Origin of the sequence: Nocardia sp. NPDC059154 (assembly GCF_042755705.1) — a bacterium.
Classification (GTDB): Bacteria; Actinomycetota; Actinomycetes; order Mycobacteriales; family Mycobacteriaceae; genus Nocardia.
Genome location: NZ_JBHZCS010000053.1, coordinates 1 through 20,367, shown reverse-complemented (window position 1 = coordinate 20,367; position 20,367 = coordinate 1). Strand labels below are relative to the sequence as shown.

At 67.5% G+C, this 20,367-nt stretch carries 28 protein-coding genes; 12 read left to right on the top strand and 16 right to left on the bottom strand.

All coding sequences use genetic code 11. The annotated features are described in order from the left end of the window. Positions 1 to 128 precede the first annotated feature (128 nt). The 4 genes from ACFXN1_RS35530 to ACFXN1_RS35515 form a co-directional block, all read right to left on the bottom strand. The gene (locus tag ACFXN1_RS35530) at positions 129 to 1,001 is read right to left on the bottom strand and encodes an SGNH/GDSL hydrolase family protein (RefSeq protein ID WP_379436859.1); all 873 of its coding nucleotides are present in this window, start codon (positions 999 to 1,001) and stop codon (positions 129 to 131) included. Between the two features lie 90 nt (positions 1,002 to 1,091). Continuing rightward, positions 1,092 to 1,214 (bottom strand): hypothetical protein, encoded by a 123-nt coding sequence (locus ACFXN1_RS35525; RefSeq protein WP_379436858.1) that lies wholly within the window; start codon positions 1,212 to 1,214, stop codon positions 1,092 to 1,094. Positions 1,215 to 1,239: 25 nt separating this feature from the next. Continuing rightward, positions 1,240 to 1,887, bottom strand: a complete 648-nt coding sequence (locus tag ACFXN1_RS35520; protein WP_379400863.1) for an NUDIX hydrolase — start codon at positions 1,885 to 1,887, stop codon at positions 1,240 to 1,242. A gap of 498 nt (positions 1,888 to 2,385) precedes the next feature. Beyond that, on the bottom strand, positions 2,386 to 3,642 hold the full coding sequence (locus tag ACFXN1_RS35515) for a fatty acid desaturase family protein (RefSeq protein WP_379436856.1): 1,257 nt from the start codon (positions 3,640 to 3,642) through the stop codon (positions 2,386 to 2,388). A gap of 158 nt (positions 3,643 to 3,800) precedes the next feature. On the opposite strand from ACFXN1_RS35515, the gene ACFXN1_RS35510 reads away from it, so the two are divergent. Together ACFXN1_RS35510 and ACFXN1_RS35505 are read left to right on the top strand one after the other, a co-directional pair. Beyond that, a complete protein-coding gene (locus tag ACFXN1_RS35510; protein WP_379436855.1) occupies positions 3,801 to 4,547 on the top strand; it encodes a TetR/AcrR family transcriptional regulator C-terminal domain-containing protein in 747 nt (248 codons plus the stop codon). After that, a complete protein-coding gene (locus ACFXN1_RS35505) occupies positions 4,544 to 4,981 on the top strand; it encodes a DUF5994 family protein (RefSeq protein WP_379436853.1) in 438 nt (145 codons plus the stop codon). Before ACFXN1_RS35510 ends, ACFXN1_RS35505 begins: the two co-directional genes overlap by 4 nt. Here the strand turns inward: ACFXN1_RS35505 and ACFXN1_RS35500 are convergent. The 3 genes from ACFXN1_RS35500 to ACFXN1_RS35490 form a co-directional block, all read right to left on the bottom strand. Continuing rightward, complete coding sequence (locus ACFXN1_RS35500; protein WP_379400859.1) at positions 4,950 to 5,684, bottom strand: TetR/AcrR family transcriptional regulator C-terminal domain-containing protein; 735 nt, start codon at positions 5,682 to 5,684, stop codon at positions 4,950 to 4,952. The two genes, ACFXN1_RS35505 and ACFXN1_RS35500, sit on opposite strands and share 32 nt — an antisense overlap. A 133-nt stretch (positions 5,685 to 5,817) precedes the next feature. After that, positions 5,818 to 6,267, bottom strand: coding sequence for a DUF5994 family protein (locus ACFXN1_RS35495; RefSeq protein ID WP_379436852.1), 450 nt, complete (start codon positions 6,265 to 6,267; stop codon positions 5,818 to 5,820). A 147-nt stretch (positions 6,268 to 6,414) separates the two neighbouring features. After that, positions 6,415 to 6,852 carry a DUF5994 family protein gene (locus tag ACFXN1_RS35490; RefSeq protein WP_379436850.1) on the bottom strand — a complete coding sequence of 146 codons (438 nt, stop codon included), beginning with the start codon at positions 6,850 to 6,852 and terminating at the stop codon, positions 6,415 to 6,417. Between the two features lie 238 nt (positions 6,853 to 7,090). Between ACFXN1_RS35490 and ACFXN1_RS35485 the strand changes: the two genes are divergently transcribed. Continuing rightward, on the top strand, positions 7,091 to 7,633 hold the full coding sequence (locus tag ACFXN1_RS35485; protein ID WP_379436849.1) for a DUF5994 family protein: 543 nt from the start codon (positions 7,091 to 7,093) through the stop codon (positions 7,631 to 7,633). Between the two features lie 168 nt (positions 7,634 to 7,801). Further along, positions 7,802 to 8,011: a cold-shock protein gene (locus ACFXN1_RS35480; protein WP_379388808.1), complete on the top strand. Its 210-nt coding sequence runs from the start codon at positions 7,802 to 7,804 to the stop codon at positions 8,009 to 8,011. Between the two features lie 418 nt (positions 8,012 to 8,429). Here ACFXN1_RS35480 and ACFXN1_RS35475 read toward each other — a convergent pair whose 3' ends face one another. After that, a complete protein-coding gene (locus ACFXN1_RS35475; protein WP_379400854.1) occupies positions 8,430 to 8,612 on the bottom strand; it encodes a hypothetical protein in 183 nt (60 codons plus the stop codon). Between the two features lie 114 nt (positions 8,613 to 8,726). Between ACFXN1_RS35475 and ACFXN1_RS35470 the strand changes: the two genes are divergently transcribed. Continuing rightward, a complete protein-coding gene (locus ACFXN1_RS35470; RefSeq protein WP_379436847.1) occupies positions 8,727 to 9,587 on the top strand; it encodes an EI24 domain-containing protein in 861 nt (286 codons plus the stop codon). Positions 9,588 to 9,668: 81 nt separating this feature from the next. Here the strand turns inward: ACFXN1_RS35470 and ACFXN1_RS35465 are convergent, their stop codons facing one another. Beyond that, on the bottom strand, positions 9,669 to 10,019 hold the full coding sequence (locus tag ACFXN1_RS35465) for a DoxX family protein (RefSeq protein ID WP_379400852.1): 351 nt from the start codon (positions 10,017 to 10,019) through the stop codon (positions 9,669 to 9,671). A 61-nt stretch (positions 10,020 to 10,080) separates the two neighbouring features. Between ACFXN1_RS35465 and ACFXN1_RS35460 the strand changes: the two genes are divergently transcribed. Then, complete coding sequence (locus tag ACFXN1_RS35460) at positions 10,081 to 10,992, top strand: LysR family transcriptional regulator (protein WP_379436846.1); 912 nt, start codon at positions 10,081 to 10,083, stop codon at positions 10,990 to 10,992. Positions 10,993 to 11,114: 122 nt separating this feature from the next. On the opposite strand, the gene ACFXN1_RS35455 is transcribed toward ACFXN1_RS35460, so the two are convergent. Next, complete coding sequence (locus ACFXN1_RS35455) at positions 11,115 to 11,936, bottom strand: thioesterase family protein (RefSeq protein WP_379436844.1); 822 nt, start codon at positions 11,934 to 11,936, stop codon at positions 11,115 to 11,117. Positions 11,937 to 12,023: 87 nt separating this feature from the next. Continuing rightward, positions 12,024 to 12,398 carry a cupin domain-containing protein gene (locus ACFXN1_RS35450; protein WP_379400849.1) on the bottom strand — a complete coding sequence of 125 codons (375 nt, stop codon included), beginning with the start codon at positions 12,396 to 12,398 and terminating at the stop codon, positions 12,024 to 12,026. A gap of 78 nt (positions 12,399 to 12,476) precedes the next feature. On the opposite strand from ACFXN1_RS35450, the gene ACFXN1_RS35445 reads away from it, so the two are divergent. Continuing rightward, a complete protein-coding gene (locus ACFXN1_RS35445; RefSeq protein WP_379400848.1) occupies positions 12,477 to 12,923 on the top strand; it encodes a MarR family winged helix-turn-helix transcriptional regulator in 447 nt (148 codons plus the stop codon). Between the two features lie 16 nt (positions 12,924 to 12,939). Here ACFXN1_RS35445 and ACFXN1_RS35440 read toward each other — a convergent pair whose 3' ends face one another. Further along, positions 12,940 to 13,797, bottom strand: coding sequence for a GNAT family N-acetyltransferase (locus ACFXN1_RS35440; RefSeq protein ID WP_379436842.1), 858 nt, complete (start codon positions 13,795 to 13,797; stop codon positions 12,940 to 12,942). Between the two features lie 165 nt (positions 13,798 to 13,962). Here ACFXN1_RS35440 and ACFXN1_RS35435 point away from each other — a divergent pair, with 165 nt between their 5' ends. Both ACFXN1_RS35435 and ACFXN1_RS35430 read left to right on the top strand, forming a co-directional pair. Then, positions 13,963 to 14,277, top strand: coding sequence for a hypothetical protein (locus ACFXN1_RS35435; RefSeq protein WP_357010865.1), 315 nt, complete (start codon positions 13,963 to 13,965; stop codon positions 14,275 to 14,277). Between the two features lie 52 nt (positions 14,278 to 14,329). After that, complete coding sequence (locus ACFXN1_RS35430; protein WP_379436840.1) at positions 14,330 to 15,376, top strand: crotonase/enoyl-CoA hydratase family protein; 1,047 nt, start codon at positions 14,330 to 14,332, stop codon at positions 15,374 to 15,376. On the opposite strand, the gene ACFXN1_RS35425 is transcribed toward ACFXN1_RS35430, so the two are convergent. Next, a complete protein-coding gene (locus tag ACFXN1_RS35425) occupies positions 15,373 to 15,837 on the bottom strand; it encodes a MarR family winged helix-turn-helix transcriptional regulator (protein WP_379436839.1) in 465 nt (154 codons plus the stop codon). The two genes, ACFXN1_RS35430 and ACFXN1_RS35425, sit on opposite strands and share 4 nt — an antisense overlap. A 390-nt stretch (positions 15,838 to 16,227) precedes the next feature. Between ACFXN1_RS35425 and ACFXN1_RS35420 the strand changes: the two genes are divergently transcribed. Next, positions 16,228 to 16,530: an excalibur calcium-binding domain-containing protein gene (locus tag ACFXN1_RS35420; protein WP_364621204.1), complete on the top strand. Its 303-nt coding sequence runs from the start codon at positions 16,228 to 16,230 to the stop codon at positions 16,528 to 16,530. Between the two features lie 185 nt (positions 16,531 to 16,715). On the opposite strand, the gene ACFXN1_RS35415 is transcribed toward ACFXN1_RS35420, so the two are convergent. Further along, positions 16,716 to 16,940: a DUF3618 domain-containing protein gene (locus ACFXN1_RS35415; protein ID WP_354834192.1), complete on the bottom strand. Its 225-nt coding sequence runs from the start codon at positions 16,938 to 16,940 to the stop codon at positions 16,716 to 16,718. Positions 16,941 to 17,080: 140 nt separating this feature from the next. Here ACFXN1_RS35415 and bcp point away from each other — a divergent pair, with 140 nt between their 5' ends. Then, on the top strand, positions 17,081 to 17,554 hold the full coding sequence (bcp, locus tag ACFXN1_RS35410; protein WP_357010875.1) for a thioredoxin-dependent thiol peroxidase: 474 nt from the start codon (positions 17,081 to 17,083) through the stop codon (positions 17,552 to 17,554). Between the two features lie 61 nt (positions 17,555 to 17,615). Here the strand turns inward: bcp and ACFXN1_RS35405 are convergent, their stop codons facing one another. Further along, a complete protein-coding gene (locus ACFXN1_RS35405; RefSeq protein ID WP_379436837.1) occupies positions 17,616 to 18,935 on the bottom strand; it encodes a hypothetical protein in 1,320 nt (439 codons plus the stop codon). Positions 18,936 to 19,227: 292 nt separating this feature from the next. Between ACFXN1_RS35405 and ACFXN1_RS35400 the strand changes: the two genes are divergently transcribed. Then, positions 19,228 to 19,866, top strand: coding sequence for a TetR/AcrR family transcriptional regulator (locus ACFXN1_RS35400; protein ID WP_230329926.1), 639 nt, complete (start codon positions 19,228 to 19,230; stop codon positions 19,864 to 19,866). A gap of 21 nt (positions 19,867 to 19,887) precedes the next feature. Here the strand turns inward: ACFXN1_RS35400 and ACFXN1_RS35395 are convergent, their stop codons facing one another. Next, the gene (locus tag ACFXN1_RS35395) at positions 19,888 to 20,310 is read right to left on the bottom strand and encodes a holo-ACP synthase (protein ID WP_354834180.1); all 423 of its coding nucleotides are present in this window, start codon (positions 20,308 to 20,310) and stop codon (positions 19,888 to 19,890) included. Positions 20,311 to 20,367: the final 57 nt, after the last annotated feature.

Below are 20,367 nucleotides of genomic sequence, written 5' to 3'. Positions count from 1 at the left end.
CGTAGATCCGAGCTCACCGCCCTGACCCGGGTCTGCTCGAATTGCTTTTTGCCATCGACGATCACGGCAGCCCGGGCGCTGCGGCCCGGGCGGCGGGGAGGGGACGAGGGAGGCCCCGGCGCAGGCTATCAGAGCGTGGCTGCCATCTTCTGCGCGGTGGCCGCGTGCCCGTACTGATTCGGATGGAATTGCGCGCCTTCGCCATTGTCGACCGAGGTGCCGTTGACCCAGCGGTCCGGGATCTCCTCGCAGACATCGTGACCGCTGTAGATCTCGTAGGTGCTGAAGTACTCGGTGCCGGCCTGGGAACGCAGCATGGTGTTCAATCCGCCGACGACGGTGTCACGCGCCCAGTCGACATCGGCGGGCAGCACCGGCTGCCGCCCGGCGCACAGGGCCGCGTTGTCGGGCAGGATGTGCGGGTAACCGACCAGGACGACCCGCGCCTGCGGGGCTCGGGTCTTGATGTCGGACACCAGTTTCGCGACCCTGGCCGAGGCCTGCGACAGCCGGGTCGGCATCGAGGCGTCGTACTTGTTCTTGCACCCCAGCAGCGCCTCGGCACTACCGCTGGCGATTCCCGTTCCGAGATTTTGGAGTACGGCGCTGCCCGTCCCGGATCCCGTGCCCAGGGTTCCCGCCGTCACACAGTCCTTCACGATGTCGGTGAAGCCGATGTCGTTGCCGCCGACACCCAGGGTGACCAGATTGGTGTCGGCGGTGACGGCGGAGAGCTGGGTGCTGGTCACCGAGTCGGTCGTCGCGCCGCCACACGTGACATCGGTGAGGCTGTAACCGCGTGCCGCCGCGAACAGGTGGGCGTAGTTGCGATCGGAGCGTGAGCAGGTCTTGTCGAGGATGTTGGAGATCCCGACTCCCGCCGCGTACGAATCCCCCAGCGCCACATACTTCGTGCCGGCGTCGGCGGTAGCGGGGGCGATACTGACGAGGGTCCCCGCAGCGACGATCGCAACAGTGGACAAGCAGTATTTCAGATTCACGATATAGATCCTCGCGGTCGAGCTCGGGCGAATAGCCACAGACCGTACGAGATGACCCGGCAACCGATAGGTCAAGCGACCGAATCGTTATCACCGGTTCAGTTTTGCGGAGGCGCGGAAGGCTTGCCTTTCGGCGAAGGCCGCCAGGCCGACCGCGCGGTGGGCGTTGGCCAGCGCCCACGATGGCAGCGCTGCCGTAATAATGATGGCCACATCGGTTGGGTCCGATCGATTCCGCTCATTCCCAGGCGAAACGGGGCTGGTCCATATGGTCGACGCGGGTGGGGCGGCGGTGCATGGCGACCTCGCGGAACTGGTGGAGGATCGCGGCAGCGGGGGCGTGCAGGTGGCCGCCCAGCAGGGGTAGCTGGATGGTGGGGCGGTCGGAACCGGGGACCGGGGCGAAGCGAGGGGTGACATCGAGGTCGGACAGTGGAATCCAGTGCACCGCAGCCACTTCGGCGGGGTTGGGGGTGAGAGCCGATGCGTCGCCGACCCACGCGACCACGGGGGTCATCACATAGCCGGAACGGGTCGGGTAATCGTCGAGCAGCCCGAGCACCGCCGATCTGGGCAGAGCGATTCCCAATTCCTCGTGCAGCTCGCGCAATGCCGCCGTTTCCGAGTCCTCCCCCGGATCCAGCCTGCCACCGGGCAAGGCCAATTGCCCGGCGTGAGCCCGCAGCCCCGACGACCGCTCGGTCAGCCAAAATCCTTGTTCCCCACCGTGATCGACTATCGCGATCACGACCGCGGCGGGCTTGCGGCCGTCAGGATCGACGGCTCGACGAGGAAACGCACCCAACGCCTCGGTCATTTCCTGCCGTAACCGGTCCGCGGGCACATCGCTCCAGCGGTACCCGCTGCTGTCCTCGTCGACCGGCATCTGCCGAACCTAGATCGCCCCGCCGCCCATCGTCAACGCCCGTTCCCGGACTCGCGATCAGGTCTACGAGGCGATCGGCGATTCAGGAGCTCCGCGCGAACCGGGCTCAGCCGACCCTGACGATTTCGTGGACGGTCGCGAGCACCGGCCGACATCGCGATCGCCGACCCGGATTCCTGGCGGCGGGTCGCACCTCGGCCTCGTCGCCGACGGGCGAGAACCGAGAAGATCTTCGGACATGGAAACCTCTCGAATGCGATACATAGCTTGCACGACAAGCGATTTCGGTCTCGCTATACCGCATACACCCATGTATGGGATCCGATCCGGCCGCCGCATGTTCGGGATGATCCGACTGCCCGCATCGATGCGATCCGCGAGCGGCCCGGCGTACGGTCGAGCCTACCCGTCCGCCTCGCCGCCGGGCGCTATTGCCGGAAGTTCCGGGCGGGACGAATCTCCCACTGCGGAAGGGATATCCGCGTACCGACGCTGTCATCACACCGCGCCCCGGGGGTAGCTGCGCGTCCCGCTCGCGCCGCTCCGATACGGGCGGCGACGGGTCCGTTCCGCGAGTGCGGTGCGAAGCCCGCGGCGGCCCGGGGACGAATCGACACCGTGCTCGGGGAGCGAGCCGAATCTTCTTTCCGAGCAGGTCTCGGGAGCGTCATCGGAGGTGGCGGTCAGGAAGGCGTCCGGAAGGGCGAGCTTGTTGATCGTGCGCAGAGCAAGCAGGTACTGCCGCGGCAGTGGCCCGGTGGTGTAGGGCAGGTCGTATTTGTCGCAGAGGGCGCGGACCCGCTGAGCGATCTCGGGATAGCGGTTGCTGGGCAGGTCGGGAAACAGGTGATGTTCGATCTGGTGGGACAGGTGCCCGCTCAGAAAGGCCAGCACCGGTCCGGCATCGAAGTTCGCGGTGCCCAGCATCTGCCGCAGATACCATTCCGGCTTGGTCTCGTGCTCGATCGCGGCGGACGTGAACTTCTCTGCGCCATCGGGGAAATGACCGCAGAAAATCACGACATAGGCCCACAGATTGCGCAACGTGTTGGCGGCCGTGTTCGCGGCGAGGGTGCGACGCCAGCGCCGTCCGCTCAGCGCCGGGAAGAGCAGATAGTCCTTCCCCGTCTGCCGGCCGATCTTGCGGATCAACTCCCTGGTGTGCGTAGCCTTCTCGGCTCCGGTCGCCGCGCGATCACGTTCGGAGTACAGGCCATGCAGGGCGATCCCCCACTCGAAAGTTACTGCTAGAAAAAGGTTTTGCAGGGGCTGCACCAGCAGTCGCGCCCGCCACGGCTGGTCGCGAGTCACCCGCATCACGCCGAAGCCGATATCGTCGTCGACGCCGAGCACATTCGTGAACACGTGATGGCGGTAGTTGTGCGAGTACCGCCACTGCGACGACACACCGGCCATGTCCCACTCCCATGTGCTGGAATGGATTTCCGGATCGTTCATCCAGTCCCATTGGCCGTGGCACACATTGTGGCCGATCTCCATGTTCTCGATACTCTTCGCGCCCGCCAGTGCCACGACACCCAGCGCCACGCCGAGATTCGTTCTGCTACAGGAGATGACGAGACGTGATCCCAGGTCGAGGATGCGTTGAAACGCGATTGTCCGACGGATGTAGGCCGCGTCTCGGGCGCCGAGCCGCTCCTCGATGTCGCGGCGGATCGCGTCGAGCTCCCGGCTGAGCGCCTCGACATCCGCCGCGGTCAAGTGCGCGTAGACCGCGACCTGCGTAATCGCCATTCGCCATGCCCCCTGTTCGCCGGGGCAGCTGCCTCGGACAAGCCATCAACCTTGCGACGATGCCGGTCTTCTTCCAGCTTAGATTGCTACTACAGACTATGTCTACGACGTAGAATGACAGCGTAGGTATTCCACTCCGATGCAGAGGCGCTGAAGCGATGAATCGAACCAGAGCCGGCCCGACCGGCGCCCACGCCCACCCGGCGAATCGGACGAACACCCGGAACGACCCCCTGACCCGAGACGCGATGCTGACCGCCGCGCTCGAGATCATCGACCGCGACAGCGTCGAGCGGCTCTCGATGCGACGTCTCGGGCAGGCGCTCGGCCGGGACCCGATGGTCCTCTACCGACATGCCGCGAACAAGGCCGCACTTCTCGACGGGGTCGCCGAGCTCGTGCTCGCACAGTTGACCGTCGACCCCACCGACTCCGACTGGCGCCACCAATTACGCAGTGTCGCACGCGATTTCCGCAAGCTTGCCGTCGCTCACCCGAACACCGTGTCGCTGCTGGTCACCCTTCCCCTGGCCACGCCACTGGCACTACGGCCCCTGGGCACCCTGCGGCCGCTGGAACACATCCTCGAATTGCTCACCCGAGCCGACTTCAGCAGCGCCGACGCGCTGCACATTTATCGGGCGCTGTTCGGATTCCTGAACGGGCACATCCTCAACGAACTCCAGGAACTCGTCGAACACCCCGAGGAGACCGACGATCTGCTGCGCCTGGGTCTGTATCACCTCCCGATCGGCGAATTCCCCCTGCTGCGCGGTCTCGCCTCGGACCTGGCCGGTTACGACGGCGCGACCGAGCTCGAACGCGGCCTCGACATCCTGCTCACCGGCCTCACCACCACCATGTCCGCGGCCGCGACCCGGCCGGGAAGGAAGCGTGGAGGATGACACCGCAACACAACGCAGATCGACCGGCAGGGCCGGCCCACCAGCTGCGGCTCGCGCTCGACACCGGCGGCACCGGGGCCGTCGACGGATTCTGGTGGCCGCACAGTCGCGACCTCGCCACCGAGCTTCCGGACCTGCTCACAGCGCTCACCCGTCGGCTCGGTCCGATCCATCGAGTGATCCACCACCTCTGCGAATGGGCCGCCGCACCGAGCACACTCGACTTCGACGGGCGGCAGGTGCGGCTCGATGGCTACCGGCGCATGCCCGCCCGCATCCTCGAGGTTCACGGTGCCGACATCGGCACCCGGCTCATCCTTCGTGTCATCACCCCGGTCGAGGACATCGACATGGTCGCCGTACAACAGCGTTGGGAATCCGAGGGCGGGGCGCAGGCGGATGTCAACGCCTGGGATCGGGCAGCGTCGCAGTGAGACCGGTCAGCAGGATATCGAGGCCGCGTTCGAGCTCGGCGGCGCCGTCGTAGGCGGCCAGGACCGGCGCGAGTCCCCGCACCAGCGGGAACTCCGCGAGCGGAAGGCGATACAGTCCCAGGCGCAGCACCTCGTCGGTCTCCTCGGGTCGCTCCACGATCTCCTGCAGCTCGTTGAGCACATGCCCGTAGAGAAATCCGAACAGGGCGCGGTAGACATGCAGCGCGTCGGCGCCGGAAAACCCTGCGCGGGTGAGCAGTTCGAGGATGTCCTCCAGGGGACGAACCACCGACGCCGGGCGCAGGCCCAGCGGGGTGGCCAGTGGCCGGGTCACCAGCAGCGGAACCACCCGCGGATGAGCTAATGCCAGCTGACGGAAATCCCGTGCGACGACCCGTAATTGGCCGATCCAATCGGTGTCCTCGGTATCGACCGACAGCTGTGCGAACACGATCTCGGCGACGCCGTCGAGCACCGCGGCCTTGCTCGCCACGTGCCGGTATATGACCATCGGATCACGCCCCACAGCTTCGGCCAGGCGTCGCATCGACAACCCGTCGACGCCGTCACGATCGATCAGCTCGAGCGCTGCGGTCAACACCACAGCCCGGGTGACCGTGCCGCCACCGCGGGCGACGATGCTCGGATCCGACTGCCGGTTCGCGGATCGGGTGGGCTTGCGACCGGCAGGGCGTTCGGCCATGCGGGAGATCCTCCATTCCCATCGGAGTATCCGATCGCCCGATCGTAGACAGACACCGTTGACATTGCGACGCAAACCGCGCCTCCGAGCGGCGGGCGCGCGCTTCGGTCCAGGTCGGCGGTATCTCCGCGGATTACCGGCGCGAGGGTGCTCTACACCGCGCCGCCTGCCGCATCTGCTCGTCGGCGCGATGGACCGGGGTGTCGAACGGGATGACGAGGAGGGTCAGTTGGCTGCCGTCCGTTCCGATCAGTCGCATGACGGTGGGCGGCTGGTCGATACCGGGGCCGCGCAGCTCGACGCCGTCGTCGTGATCGATGCGGCGTTGGGCCAGACTCCGTGCATTCCAGTCGAATCCGATGCGGGCTATCGACCCCATGCGCGGAGTGACGGCGCTGATCAGATCGTGCAGTTCGGCAGTGAGGTTGGCGGTCCAGGGCCACCATGCGCCGTCGACGTCGCCGCTGGCGGCGCCGCGCTCCCGCAACATCAGCCGGGGCGTGCGGGTCGGCGCTGGGAAAGGCTGGACGCGATCGGAGACGGGACCGATGAACGGGCGTCTCGCACCTACAAAGGGGATCATGAGTTAGGGCCTGCTTCCGGAGGGTGGCCGTCGAGGCGTTCACGGGACGGGGCGTACGGTGCCGCGGACGCCAGCGATTCGCCCTCGGCGACAATGCGGATTCCTCTGCGTTGCCAGGTGATTCGCGCGCAGCCGCGTGGGCGTCGATCACTCGATGTCGTGCACGCCCGGCCGGGGACGCCGGGCGACGGCCGCCCTCAGCGTGGTGTGCGCGATATCCGGATCGGCGGTCGATGCGATCACTTGCAGGACGAGCATGTCGTCAGCGCCGCTGAGGACGTACATGGTGTTGCCCAGCTCGAAGGAAAAGGCGTCGAGTTGGATCTGCACGCCGTCGATGGCGATGCGTCCGGGCGCGGGCAGCCAGCTCCGCTGGTCGTAGACAATGCGGTGTACCGGGCCCAGCCGGACCGCGAGTACCGCCAGCAGATCGGGCAGTTCGGTGACGAGGTCCGTGGATCGGGGCCACCACGCACCGTCGAGGTATTCCGCGGGCCGGTCCTTCGGCCTCAGTTCGAGGCGGGGCGTGTACCCGGGCCCGGCGCGATGGTGGGCGAGATGACGGTGGATGCGCAGCTGTTTCATGGCAGAACTCCTGATTCAGCGCCCGGGAGCCGGCCCCCGGCCACGCCGTATTCGTACCTCCAGTAGACGCCGGTCATGCGATGGTGTCAACGATGTAGGTCTACAAATCAGACCGACGGTGTTCGGCGTAGGCTGATCACATCGGCGGTGTATCGCATCCGGTCGTATCCAGACCGTTTCGGCAGCTGATTCTCGGAGAACCGGCCCGTTCGAGGCCGAGACAGGACGACGTCACACCATGACGACGCAAATGACCCGCACACCACAGCCGACCCGCGCCGATATCGACGGCCGACCAGGGCTGGGTGAACCCACTCCACGCGTGTTGCTGAAACCCGCAGCCCCGAAGACCGGGTACGTCGACGGAGCCTGGTGGCCCTACACCGGCGATCTCGTCACCGAGCTCCCCGGCCTGATCACCATCCTCGCGGCGCGCCTCGGCTCGGTCCTGCGAGTGGAGTACTACCTGATCGACTGGGACACACCCACCGGCCCGCTCACCGTCGCCGGGCAGCCGGTACGGCTGGACTGGCACGGCTACACCCCGGCGCACACGGTCGAACTGACCGGCACGCCGCGCCACCGCAGGCTCGTCCTGCTGGTGGTGCCGCCCGAGACCGCTCCGAGCGACGCGTGCTCGGCGATGGACTCCGCGGCCGCGGCGAACAGCAACCCGACCGTGGACGGACTACTCCGACTCGGCATTCGCCGCCGCCGGGAACGCGCCGGAAGGAAGGCCGCGGCCCTCCACTGGGCCGATCACACCACATCACCGAACTGATGCCCACGAGCAAACTGCGGGTCACTGGCGGAATCGCGCTCGAGCCGGGACGCTGCAGCGGCCGACGGCGATGCGAAGGGCCGCCACTTCGCCGTGTCCGGCCGGTGCAGGTACGAGTTGGCCGGTAGGCTCGAGCGGTCCACTCGTCCGATGTGAAGGGGCCGGCCAATGGCAACAGGCACTGTGAAATTCTTCAACGCCGACAAGGGATTCGGGTTCATTACGCAGGATGCGGGTGGACCGGACGTATTCGTCCACTTCAGCGCGATCCAGTCCACTGGGTACAAGTCGCTGCAGGAGAACGACCGGGTCGAGTACGACGTGGTGCAGGGGGCGAAAGGACCACAGGCAGAAAACGTCGTGGTCGTGACGGGGTAGTAGTTCCCGGCCGCGGGCGTGGCCGGCAACGCCATGTTCGCGGCATTCCAGAGGTTCGGGTTGCCGATCACCCACGACCGAACCGACGAGCACACTGGAGAGAAGATCTGCCGGGGCTCCGCCACTGCGGAACGCAGCCCTTCATCGGTTGTGCCCGCACATGAATCAAGCCCCCGACCTGTGCGATCGAAGGTTTGCTGAGTATTTGGACGACGCGGAGGAACTCAACTCGGCCCCCAGCTATAGATCCAGGAACTTCCCCACGTCGCAGGAACACCATAACGGTGCGCGCACCCGGCCGCCATCAACTATGTCCAGCCCCACACCCGGGTCGGCGGGGCGCAGCCGCTGGGGTCCGCGCCGAGGGCCACTATCGGCTTGGTGGATCCCTCGTGCTGCAGTTGGGTATGACGGGGTGCTACTTCGGGGGTTTGAGGGTCGCCCAAGTGATCGCGGCCCCGATCATCGAGATGATCCCCAGGCCGCCGAAGACCTCGGCGGCGGCGGTGTACGCCAGCGAGAAGGTCGCGACCCCGAGAATCAAAAGCAGAAATCCAACCACCGCCAGTGATTGGACGGCAGACAGCTGGTTTCGCGTCATTTCGATCCTGCCGAAGTCTGGGTCATATCGATCCTGTCGAAGTCATTGAGCGCCAAGCCGTCTGTGATCCTCGCACGGGCCGGCAGGCGACGTCGCCGGATTCGCCGCGGCTGAATGGATGGAAACCAACGACGGTGGTTCAATCGTTTGCCGCGGCAGGCGGGCGGGAATCGAGGGCGGCGCCAGTATCGTTCGGGGATGCGCGATTTCGGGGCTGGGTTCACATATTTTGTGCGGGGGCAGCGGTGGGTGGCTCGGCGGCCGCGGGAGTTCGGGTTCGGGATCGTGCCGGCGCTGGTGACGTTGGTGTTGTACGTGGGGGCGTTGATCGCGGTGATGGCGTGGGGTGGAGATCTGACCGAGACAGTGACGCCGTTTGCGGATCACTGGCCGAGTCCGTGGGCGGGGTTGTTTCGCGGGGCGTTGAGCATCGCGCTGGTCGCGCTTGCGGTGTTGGCTGCCGTACTGACGTTCACCGCCGTGACTTTGGTGATCGGGGCGCCCTTCTATGACGTGGTCTCGCAGCGGGTTGATCGGTCGGTCTCGCCGGATGGGATTGCGCCGGAGTCTGGGCTTTCCTGGTGGCTGGAGTTGTGGGTGTCGGTTCGTGACAGTGTTCGGATTCTGGTGCGGGCCATGGTGTGGGCTGTGCTGTTGTTCGTGCTGGGGTTCGTCCCCGTCGTCGGTCAGACTGTGATTCCGGTTGTCGCGGTGTTCGTCACCGGGTTCTTCCTCACGCAGGAGCTCACCTCGGTTGCACTCCAGCGACGCACGGTTCACCTGCGCGAGCAGCTGGCTCTGCTCCGCGCCCGCAAAGGCTTGGCATGGGGCTTCGGCGTTCCCCTCGGGCTGGCCTTTCTGGTGCCGCTGGTCGCGGTATTCCTCATGCCGGGTGCCGTCGCGGGCGCCACTCTCCTGACCCGCGAACTACTCCATGAACCGAACCGCCTCGCCGAAAACCACACTGACGTCTGAGCGAACCGACTCGCAGCGGCCGCGCAGGTGTTCGACCTGACTCGGAAGCCGGCTGCGCGCAACGCCGGAGTCGGGATGGCGTTATCGGGCGAGGGCGAAGGTCAGGGATGCTGCGGCGAAGGCGAAGTACATTGCAGGGAAAGCGATGTTGTGGAGCACCCGGGCGCGGATGTGGACGACGATTGCGGCGATGAAGTAGAGGACCAGGCCGAGGGCGGCGGCGATGCCGAGGGGGCGGGCGCCGAGGAGGCCGAGTAGGAGGCCGAGGGCGCCGGCCGCTTTCGCAGTGCCGGCAAGGGGGATCCAGGACGCGGGGAAGTTCACCTCGGCCGAATTGGCCAGGACGAACTTTGCCCGGGCGAAGTCGGCGACGGCCATTCCACCGTTGATTGCGATCGTGACGAGGGTGATTACCAGATAGGCGATGGACACCCAACGATGCTGGCCGACTGCGACTTTCCGCGTCCAATACCTGCATCTATAACCTGATGGCATGGATGTGGACACGCGGTTGCTGAGGTATTTCGCGGCGGTGGCCCGGGAAGGGAATCTGACCCGCGCGGCAGAGGGGTTGTTCGTGTCGCAGCCGGCGCTGACCAAGCAGATCAAGCAGTTGGAGAACCAGCTCGGGGTGCGGCTGTTCACGCGGTCGAAATCCGGTATGGCACTGACGGAATCGGGGCGGGCGCTCGCACAGTGGGCGCCGGAGGTACTGACCAGCTGGGATCGGGCGCTGACCGAGACGATGAGCGCCGCGAGCGCGGCGGCGCGCGTGCTGCGGGTCGGGTTCATCGCGGGCGGAGCCAATGAGGCCACCCAGCTCATCATCGCGGATTTCGTCCGCCGCCGTCCGGAATGGCGTATCGAGATGCGCCAGGCGGCCTGGTCGAACCCGACTGCGGGGCTGGCCGCCGGAGAGGTCGATGTCGCGTTGCTGCGGTTGCCATTTCCCGGTCAGGAGCGGTTCCGGGTGGAGTTGCTGCTGACCGAACCGCGTTGGGTCGCGCTACGCGCCTCGCACCCGCTCGCCACCCGCGAAGTGATCCCGTTCCGTGAACTATGGGACGAGCCGTTCGTGGCGGCCCCGCCGGAAACAGGTGCGTGGCGCGACTATTGGCTGGCGGCCGACGAGCGCGACGGACATCCGGTGCGGATCGGCGCGGTCACCGAACACCCCGACGATTGGCTGATCTGCATCGCCAACGGTGACGGGATCGCCCTCGCGCCCGAATCCGCGGCACGCTTCTACACGCGTCCCGGCATCGTCTACCGCCCGGTCAGCGGGGTGAGCCCGAGCCGGGCCGGCGTGGCCTGGCGGCCCGGCGCGGACACCGATCCGGTCGTACAGGACTTCGTCCGCAGCTGCCTCGATCACCGGCAGACGCCGCCCGCGAGCACCGCGTGAAAACCGGCTCAGGCCCGGCGGATTGCCGGGCCCGAACCGTATTCCCTTGGAGCCGAGTCGGATCGGACCCGGTCGGCTCGTTCGGGCGCTGATGTGCGCCAACGCACATCGACCCGGACCGGTCAGTTGGCGGAGGCGGGGAAGGCCTGAGCTTCGGCGAAGGCGGCCATATCGACCTGACGGCCGGCATTGGACAGCGCGGTGATGGTGCAGACGCCGAGCTCGCCACTGCGGTCGTAGAGAGTCGCCGTGGAGACGGCAATGCCGTTCGAGGAGACGTGGTCTCGGGCTTGAAGACCCAGTTCCACCCCCTCGGGAAGGCGGGACAGCGTCATGGTGACATCGGTGTTGATGTAGCCGATGCCCTCGGTGCCCCAGTTGCAGACGAGGTTGGTGGAGTCGCTCACGAAGGCCGCGCGCTCGAACGGGGTGATGGGCACGCCCTCGATGAGGGACGGGACGTTGTTCCAGGCCGCCTTCCGGTGCGGATTGACGCCGGAGGCGAAATCGTGGGTCCAGTCGAAGGATCCGGACTTGAACAGCGGCGGGCTGCCCTCGGGGCCGTCGAGCCGGGCCGCGGGGGCGGGGAGGTCCTGGGCGGGCTGCCAGATCCGGCCCGGCGGCTCGGCGGTGGCGACCAGGAATTGCACGGTGGCGCGGGCACGCACGCGATCGTGCTGGATGATGGCGGCATCGGCCACCCGGATTCGATTGCCGTCGCGGACGATCGAGCTGCGCAGTTCGATGGGCTCGTTCAGGACCGGACTGAACAGGTCGACGGTGAAGCGGGCGGGCACGAAATCGGGTCCGGGGCGGTGCGTTTCGAGTTCGTGGGCCAGCAGGCCGCAGACGGCGGTGCCCGCGAGTTGTCCCGACGACCAGGCGCTGACCGCCATACGAGTCGCCGTGAAGCGACCGTTCTCGTGGGTGAAGAACGCGGCCATGGTGCCTCCCCTACCGGTTGATGAGCTCCCGAATTAGAACACGTTGCAGAAACGGGAGGGAAGACCCACGTCCCAATCAGCGGATGATCAGTTCACCCACGGCGGATTGACGACGGTGCCGTCGAGCAGCTCGCCGGTGAAACCGACGGGCGCGTTGACGAGCACTTCGGCGGTCCGGTCATCCGGATTGTCCAGGCGGATGGTGGATCCGGCCGGAGCCACCGCCGCGTCACCGGGTGCCAGCCGCGCGGCCTCGCCGTCGATGGTCAGCGTGATCGAGCCCGCGAGCAGGACGAACGCCTCCTCACGGAGCACGCGGTGCGGGACACCCTGGGTGCCGGGCGCGACCTCCAGCCGCCACAGGCACAGTTCGCTGCTGCCGGTGCTGGGGCGGACCAGCGGGGTGAAGCGGGAGCCGTGCATCTCGTGGGACTGGGCGTCGGCGGCGTGGATTACAGGCATTGCCATCTCCCTTGGTCAAGCGGCTTGACTATATAGTCAAGTTTGTTGACTTCTTTGTCAAGTGCCAAGATTCCAGACATGCCCGGATACGCACAGGACCTGCCGCTGCTACTGCTCGCGGCCGCCGCGGAGGTCACCGACGCCATCAACGCCGGGTGCGTCGCGGCCGGATTCACCGACATCCGGCCCACCCACGGCTTCGCCTTCGTGCGCATGGCGCCGAACGGCGCGACGGTCGGCGAGATCGCCGACCATCTCGGGGTGACCAAGCAGGCCGCCAGCCAGCTGGTCGAGGAACTCGTCAAAAAGGGCTACGCGCAACGCAATCCGCATCCGCACGACGCGCGCGCCAAGCTCGTCACACTCACCGAACGCGGGTGGGCGTGCACCCGCGCCGCCGACGCCGCCGCGGCCCGCTTCACCGAGCGGTGGGCCGCCACGCTGGGACCGGCGGCCACGGTCGAACTGCGCAATGCCCTCACGCGAGTCGTCACGCCCGGCCGGGTGCGCCCGTCGGCCTGGTGACGAATTCCACTACCGCTCAGCCGAGTTCGAGGGAGGTCGCACCGTAGACCCGCTCCCGGTGATACGCCCGGACGGGCCCGGTGTACATCCGCGCGGTCTCGAAGCTCGGGGTCAACCCGGCCGCCTCCATCAACCGCACCGCGGGCTCGTTGACGAGCGGGACATCCACCGCCAGCGGCATACCCGCCGCGTGGGCGGCGAGCGCGGCCAGCAGCTGATGCGCGTCGCCGGGGGTGTCGGCGAACAGTGGGCCCACCCGTAGCGAATCCCGGGCCGGACGCAGGGTGGCGTAGCCGGTGACCGTGCCGTCGACAATGCGGGCGAAGGTCCGATGCCCCGGCTCGGCGAGCCAGGCGCTGAGGAACACCGGCCGATCCGCGGGATAGCACGCCGAGTCGTACGGTTGCAGCGCCGCGAAATCCGCCGGCGCGAGCGCGGTGACCGTGTCATCCGGCAGCGGCAGGCGCGGCACGCCCACGAATCGCGCACTGCTGTAGGCGAGTTCGAACCCGCTGCGCCGATAGTTGTCCTGCTGCGCGGGAACTCCGTCGAGCCCGACGACCCGCTCCCCCGCGTGCTTCAGCCCGGCTTCCCAGGTGGCCAGGCCGAACCCGCGCCCGCGCAGGTCCGGGCGCACCAGATAGAAACCCAAGAACGCGTAGTCGTCGCCATAGTTGACCACCGAGACCGCGGTGGCGGGCTCCCCGTTCACCCGCCCGAGCAGGAACCCGTCGGGATCCTGCGCGAAGAACGCGGTGACATCACGCAGCCCCGGGTTCCACCCCTCGGCGGCAGCCCACTCCACCACGGTGGCCCATTCCGCCGGGGTGGCGCGGGCAATGACCAGACCATCGATACGCACGGCATCCGGCATGCGACCACGGTAACCGCAAAAGCTCTGTGACTCCCGGAGATTCGAGGACACGGCGGGCTTGCCCTCGATCCCGGCGGAGCGCCCGGCGAGCCGGCCCCGGCGCTCCGGTAGGGTCGAGGAGACATGGCCCGCGACCTGCGGGGTTGCGCGGAGTTCGAGGAAGATATGGCCGACTACGCACACTCCGATCACGCCAGCCGCAGCCGGGAGGAGAAGGCCCGGCGGCTGGCGGCCTATCTCTGGGCGCGCGGCATCAGCGGACCCGAACTGCTGGAACTGCCCGCCGCACAACGGCGCAAGCTCGCGCGGGCGGCCGACACCAATCCGCCCAGCACCGATGAGACCTGGCAGGTGGTGGCCGGGCTGCTCGGCGAGAAGGACGCCTGGGCCGAGCGCAATCCGGGGCATCCGCAGGCTCGCCGGGAGCGGTTGGACGAGAAGATCCTCTGGGTGAAACCGCCGGTCAAACCCTGGGAGTAGGAACACCCGGAAACCCTTGACAGCAAGAAATGAACCGGGGTTCACTGCTTGAGTGTCCCCCGACTACGAGAACCACTCCGGCACCCGCCCGGCTGCCTGGCGCGACGATCTGACCGGCGGTGACGACTCGCTGTTCGCGGGCCGCCCGGAACCGGTGAACGAATACACCGGCCGCACGCTGACCTACGAGGTGACCGGCCGCATCGCCCGCATCACCTTCAACCGGCCCGAACGCGGCAATGCCATCACCGCCGACACCCCGATCGAGCTGGCCGCCGCCGTCGAGCGGGCCGATCTGGATCCGCGCGTGCACGTCATCGTGGTGAGCGGGCGCGGCAAGGGCTTCTGTGGCGGCTACGACCTGTCGATCTTCGCCGAGTACAATCACGAGGCCGGCACCGTTGCCCCGGCCGAGGGCGCCCAGCCGACCGAGGGCACCGTGCTCGACCCGGTCGTGCAGGCGCGCAATCACAATCCCTGGGGCACTTGGGATCCCATGGTCGACTACGCCATGATGTCGCGTTTCAACCGCGGCTTCGCCAGCCTGCTGCACGCCAACAAGCCGACCGTCGCCAAGGTGCACGGCTTCGCCATCGCCGGCGGCACCGATATCGCACTGTTCGCCGACCAGATCATCTGCGCCGAGGACGCCCGCTTCGGCTACCCGCCCACCCGGACCTGGGGTATTCCGGCCGCGGGCATGTGGGCGCACCGGGTCGGCGACCAGCGCGCCAAGCGACTGCTGTTCACCGGCGACAGCCTCAGCGGCAAGCAGGCGCTGGAGTGGGGCCTGGCCATCGAGGCACCGCCGTCCGCCGAGCTGGACGAACGCACCGAGGAACTGCTGGAACGCATTTCGCGGGTGCCGATCAATCAGCTGGTGATGGCGAAGCTGGCGCTCAACAGTGCGCTGCTCAATCAGGGCGTGGCGAACTCCGGCATGGTCAGCACCGTGTTCGATGGCATCTCGCGGCACACCCGCGAGGGTTACGCCTTCCAATTGCGTTCGGCCACCGCCGGTTTCCGCGAGGCCGTCCGTGAGCGCGACGAACCGTTCGGCGACTGGAAGCGCGCCCAGTTCGAGCGGCCCGAGGACTAGGCGATGCCCTCCACGTCGGTGCGCTCGACCTCGGCGACGACCCGTTCGGCCAGCGAGCGCAGCGCGGCCGCCTCCTCGGCGGTCATCTCGTCGATGAACAGCCGCCGCACCAGCTCCACGTGATTGGGGGCGGCGGCCTCGAGCGCCCGGCGTCCGGCATCGGTCAGCCGCACCTCCCGGCCGCGGGCGTCGTCGACGGCCTGGCAGCGATCGACCAGGCCGCGGGTCGCCATCCGCGACAGATGCTTGGACAGGCGGCTCTTGTCCCAGCAGATCTCCACGCCGAGTTCTTTGGCGCGCAGCTGGCCACCGGCCGCGGACAGCGCGACCAGCACCTCGTAGTCGGAGGTCGACAGTCCGTCCTGGGCCAGCCCGGCGGCGAGGGCGGCGTCCAGGCGTTGCCGCATGCGAATGTAGGCCTGCCAGGTCGTCTGTTCCGCATCGGTCAGCCAGCGTGTCATGGCATCCATAGTATCGGCGAATAGTTGACACGGACACCAAGAAGATACTCAGGAACTTCACGGCGAATCCGCGCGGCCATCGAGCATCGTTCTGCCGTACAGTACTGACCGTCCAATTTGCGTAGTTCTGGCGGAAATCGTCAATGCGCGAGCGCATTTCCGACCGGGGCGAATGAGACACCCACCGGCAGAAGAGGTTCCGGCATTCGGGGCAAATCCCCTAATTCACCTGGATGAATAGCCCATCCGGTTGACAATGCAACGTTGCGCCAGAAAACTCGACGCCGAGCCCGGACCGGTCACCGCGCCGCAAGCGCTTGCGGCGGCGGTGGCACATCCGCGCCGAACCGGGCCAGTTGCCACCCCTATTGCGCCGACATTGAGGAATACATGAACGTTCGCCGGCTTCTCGTCACCGCCAGCGTCGCAGGACTGACGACCATCGCAGCCCAGACCGTCGCCCTCGCCGACGTCCCCACCGGTTCCTCCGGCACCGGTTCCTCCGCCATCGACACCGGCTCCGCCGCCACCGGCTCGGCGGGCCTGTCCCAGACCGGTTCGGCCGGCGGACCCGTCTACGAGAACTGCGACCAGGCCCGCGCGGCCGGCGTGGCGCCGCTGTTCCGCGGCCAGCCCGGCTACAGCCCGCACCTGGACCCGGACGGCACCGGAATGGCTTGCCCCACCGTCTGACAACTCTCGGGCTCTCAGGGACACGCCCCTGAAACCCCAAAAGCCAATGCGGCCCGGTCCTTTCGGACCGGGCCGCATGGCATTGGGGACCCAGCGATACGAATATGGCCCGGTCCTGTTGGACCGGGCCATATTCGGGTTCGGGATTCAGGGGTGACCCCTGAGTGTCCGAGAGCCGGCGCTGCTCAGCGGCGGAAGATCTTGACCACGACGAGGGTCGCGACCAGGGCGCCGGCGCCGATGAGGCTGTATTTGATCTTGGGCTCGTTCAGCTTCGCCAGGACCGACCGCTTGGCATTGTCGGCCAGCCGCTGGGGATCGGCGCGGACCGCGAGTTCATCGAGGGTGCTCGCGAGCCGGTTGCGTGCTGCCTCGATCTCCCGCTCGATCGCCTCGGTATCTCTCGCCACGTCACACTCCTGTCTGGAAACCGCGCTGGAAGGCGGCATTGTCGTCTCGGGGCCGTTCGCGCGACACAGGCGCATGCGAGCCGACCTGTTCAGGAGTGTATCGCCAACACCGGCTCGAGCCCGTCGACTAGCGTGGCGGCATGACCGAGAATCACCGACTCAGTCCCGGCGACACCGCGCCCGCCTTCACCCTGCCCGACGCCGACGGCAAGGACGTCTCGCTGTCGGACTACCGCGGGCGCAAGGTGATCGTCTACTTCTACCCGGCCGCCAGCACGCCCGGCTGCACCAAGCAGGCCTGCGATTTCCGCGACAACCTGGCCGATCTCGAAGGCGCCGGCCTCGAGGTCGTCGGCATCTCCCCCGACAAGCCGGCCAAGCTCGCCAAGTTCCGCGACACCGAGCAGCTCACCTTCCCGCTGCTGTCCGACCCGGACAAGGAGGTGCTGTCCGCCTACGGCGCGTTCGGCGAGAAGATGATGTACGGCAAGAAGGTCACCGGCGTTATCCGGTCCACCTTCCTGGTCGACGAGAACGGGAAGATCGAGGTCGCGCAGTACAACGTGAAGGCCACCGGGCACGTCGCCAAGCTGCGCCGCGACCTGTCGGTCTGACCGCGAAAACCCGGAATCCCGGCCCTGATTCGGGCCGGGATTTCTCGGGAAAGGGAAGCCGCTACACCTTCGGCAACGCCTGTGCGGCCCACTGGAGCATCATGCGCCAGTGGTTGTCCCACCAGGAAGAGAACTCGGTCGTGTCCAACGGCGGGGGCGCGAGTTCGCCCGGGAACAGCCCGGATTCGGTGGGTGCGCCGACCGCGTGGGTCGGGGCCGGGATGATCGACCCCGAATTCGAGGCGACCTCCGGCTCCGGGCGGGCCTTGATCAGCGGCCTGGGTTTTCCGCCGGTCCGCGGGTCGTCGCCGCGCGGACCCCAGTTGAGCGTGGCCGGATCGATGGTCACCATATCGCTGGGCTGCAGTTCGGGTGTGGGCTGACCGTACGCGGGCTGACCGTAGTTGTTCGGCGTAACCCCATCCGTCGGATCGACCGGGCCGACCGGCAGCCCGTCGACGAAGGGACCGCCGGATCCGATGTCGGTTCCGGCGGGCGCCGGTGCCTCGCCGGCCGGATGCTCGGCACCGTTGCGCGGGTCGGCGGAGACCCGGGAATCGATGAGCATCGGGGCCGGAACCTTCTTGGAATCACTGCCCGAGGTATAGATCCCGCCCGCCACCAGACCGCCCGCCAGCACGCTGGCCGCCGCGAACAGGGCCGCGGTACCGCGGGCGCGGCGGATGCGGTCGGCGGCCTCGCCCGCGAACTCGGCCTCGGGCAGGGCGGCCAGGGCCGCGCCGATGGCCGGTGCGGCCGCCGCCACCGAGCACGGGATGACCGGTGCGCCGAAGCCCGACTCCAGGGCGGCCACCACCGCGGGTTCGGTTGCGGCCGAACCGATCAGCACCACCGCGTCCGGCTTCACACCCGCCGCGTCGAACTGGTCCCAGGCGGCGGTGACGGCTGTGCGCATGGCCTCCTCGGTGGCCGCGCCGCCGGTGAGCGTCACCGCGGCGAGCACCCGGCTGCGCTCGGGCGAGATGAGCGAGAAGGCCTGGAAGCCGGGCACCACCTCGCAGATGGCGAGATCCTCGAATTCATCCACCCAGGTCATGGCGCGCGCCATCGCGAGATGCGCGGCCTTGGCCGACACCAGGGAGGCGTCGCGCCAGGAGCCGGCGGCCAGCTTGGTGACGATCGCGCGGCGCTCGGCGGCATCCCGATAGGCGACCGCCGCGCCGAGAATCTCACGGCCCGTACCGATCCGGTCGGCGATGTCCTCCAGCGCCACTTCCACCGCGACCGCCAAGTCGGCCTTCGTATCTCCGGTGATCGGTTCGACACGCTCGAGCACCACACGCTCGGACACCTTGTCGCCGTCTTCGGTGAGGGCCACCGCGCGCACCGTGCCGCGCTCGGTGGCGACGCCGATGGTCACCGCGGAACGAACAGGGGTAGAAGCAACCACAATCAGCCTTCCAACGTCGACGTACTGGCGAACGGACAGTCGATATGCGCCGGCAGAGATCCGCAGCTGGGAGGCAGCTGCGATGGGTCTTCGGAGCCGAACGCGGCGTGGATGGGTGGGATGCGATGACACACGAAGTACCGCAGCGTGTCATGCGCGTGTCGCTACCCGTAGGCTGTTCATCGTGGAAGCACGCACGGGAACCGGGTCGACGCGACGACCGGACCCTGCGTTGGAGCTGCAGGACGATCCACAGGAGCTGATGCCCCGTCGCCGCCCGACGCAGGAACGATCAAAACGCAAGTTCGACGCCCTGCTGCAGGCATCCCGGGAATTACTCGTCGAGGTCGGCTTCGAATCGTTCACCTGCGAAGAGGTCGCGGCCCGCGCCGAAGTGCCGATCGGCACCCTCTACCAGTTCTTCGCCAACAAGTACGTCATCGTCTGCGAGCTGAATCGCCAAGACCTGGTAGCGGTTTCGCAGGAACTGGCCGATTTCCACGGCGAGATCCCGTCCATGGACTGGCTGCGGCACATGACGCAGCTGGTCGATCACCTGGCCGATCTGTGGATGACCGACCCGTCGCGGCGCGAGGTGTGGCTGGCCATGCAGTCCACCCCGTCCACGCGCGCGACCGGCGCGATCCACGAAAAGGAGTTCGCCGAAGCGGTTTCGCAGATGCTGCGCCCGCTCATGCCGCGCACCCCGCGCGGCCGCCGCTCCATGATGGCGCAGGTGCTGGTGCACGTCGTGTACTCGATGCTGAACTTCTCGGTGCAGGACGGGCTCAGCCATGAGGACGCCGTCGCCGAGCTCAAGCGCCTCATGGTGGCGTATCTGCTGATCGCGGAAAAGGAATCGCGCTCCGGCGGGCAGCGCACCACCTTCGATCCGGAGTAACCGCGACCCTCCCCCTGCGGATCAGTCGCGCATCAGATCGGCCAGTTCGCCCGGATCCTCCAGCACCACCATGGCGGCGGCGGTGTCGCCATCGTGGGTGAGCGACAGGTGAACTCGCACCCGGGGCAGGAATTCCGCTGCCAGCCCGTGCAATTTGATGCTGGGCCGTCCCCAGGCGTCGTTCACGACCTCGATCAACGGGTACGGGTTGTCCCCGATCTGCGGGCTGCGGGCGAAGCGAGAGGTCGCCCACGCCTTGATGACCGCCTCCTTGGCGGCCCACCGGATGGCGTAACTCCGGGCCGGGTCGGTGCCCTTGCTTTGGCAGTAGCGCCGTTCCCCAGCGGTGAAACTCTCCCGGAGCATGGTGGTTCCGGTGCGTTCCAGTTGTTCGGCGAACTCGGAGATGGTGACCAAGTCCAGGCCGATACCCAGGATCGTCACAGTGCGGGACTCCTAGATTCCTTGTGCGTGCAGTCGAATTGGCTGCGAACATACAAG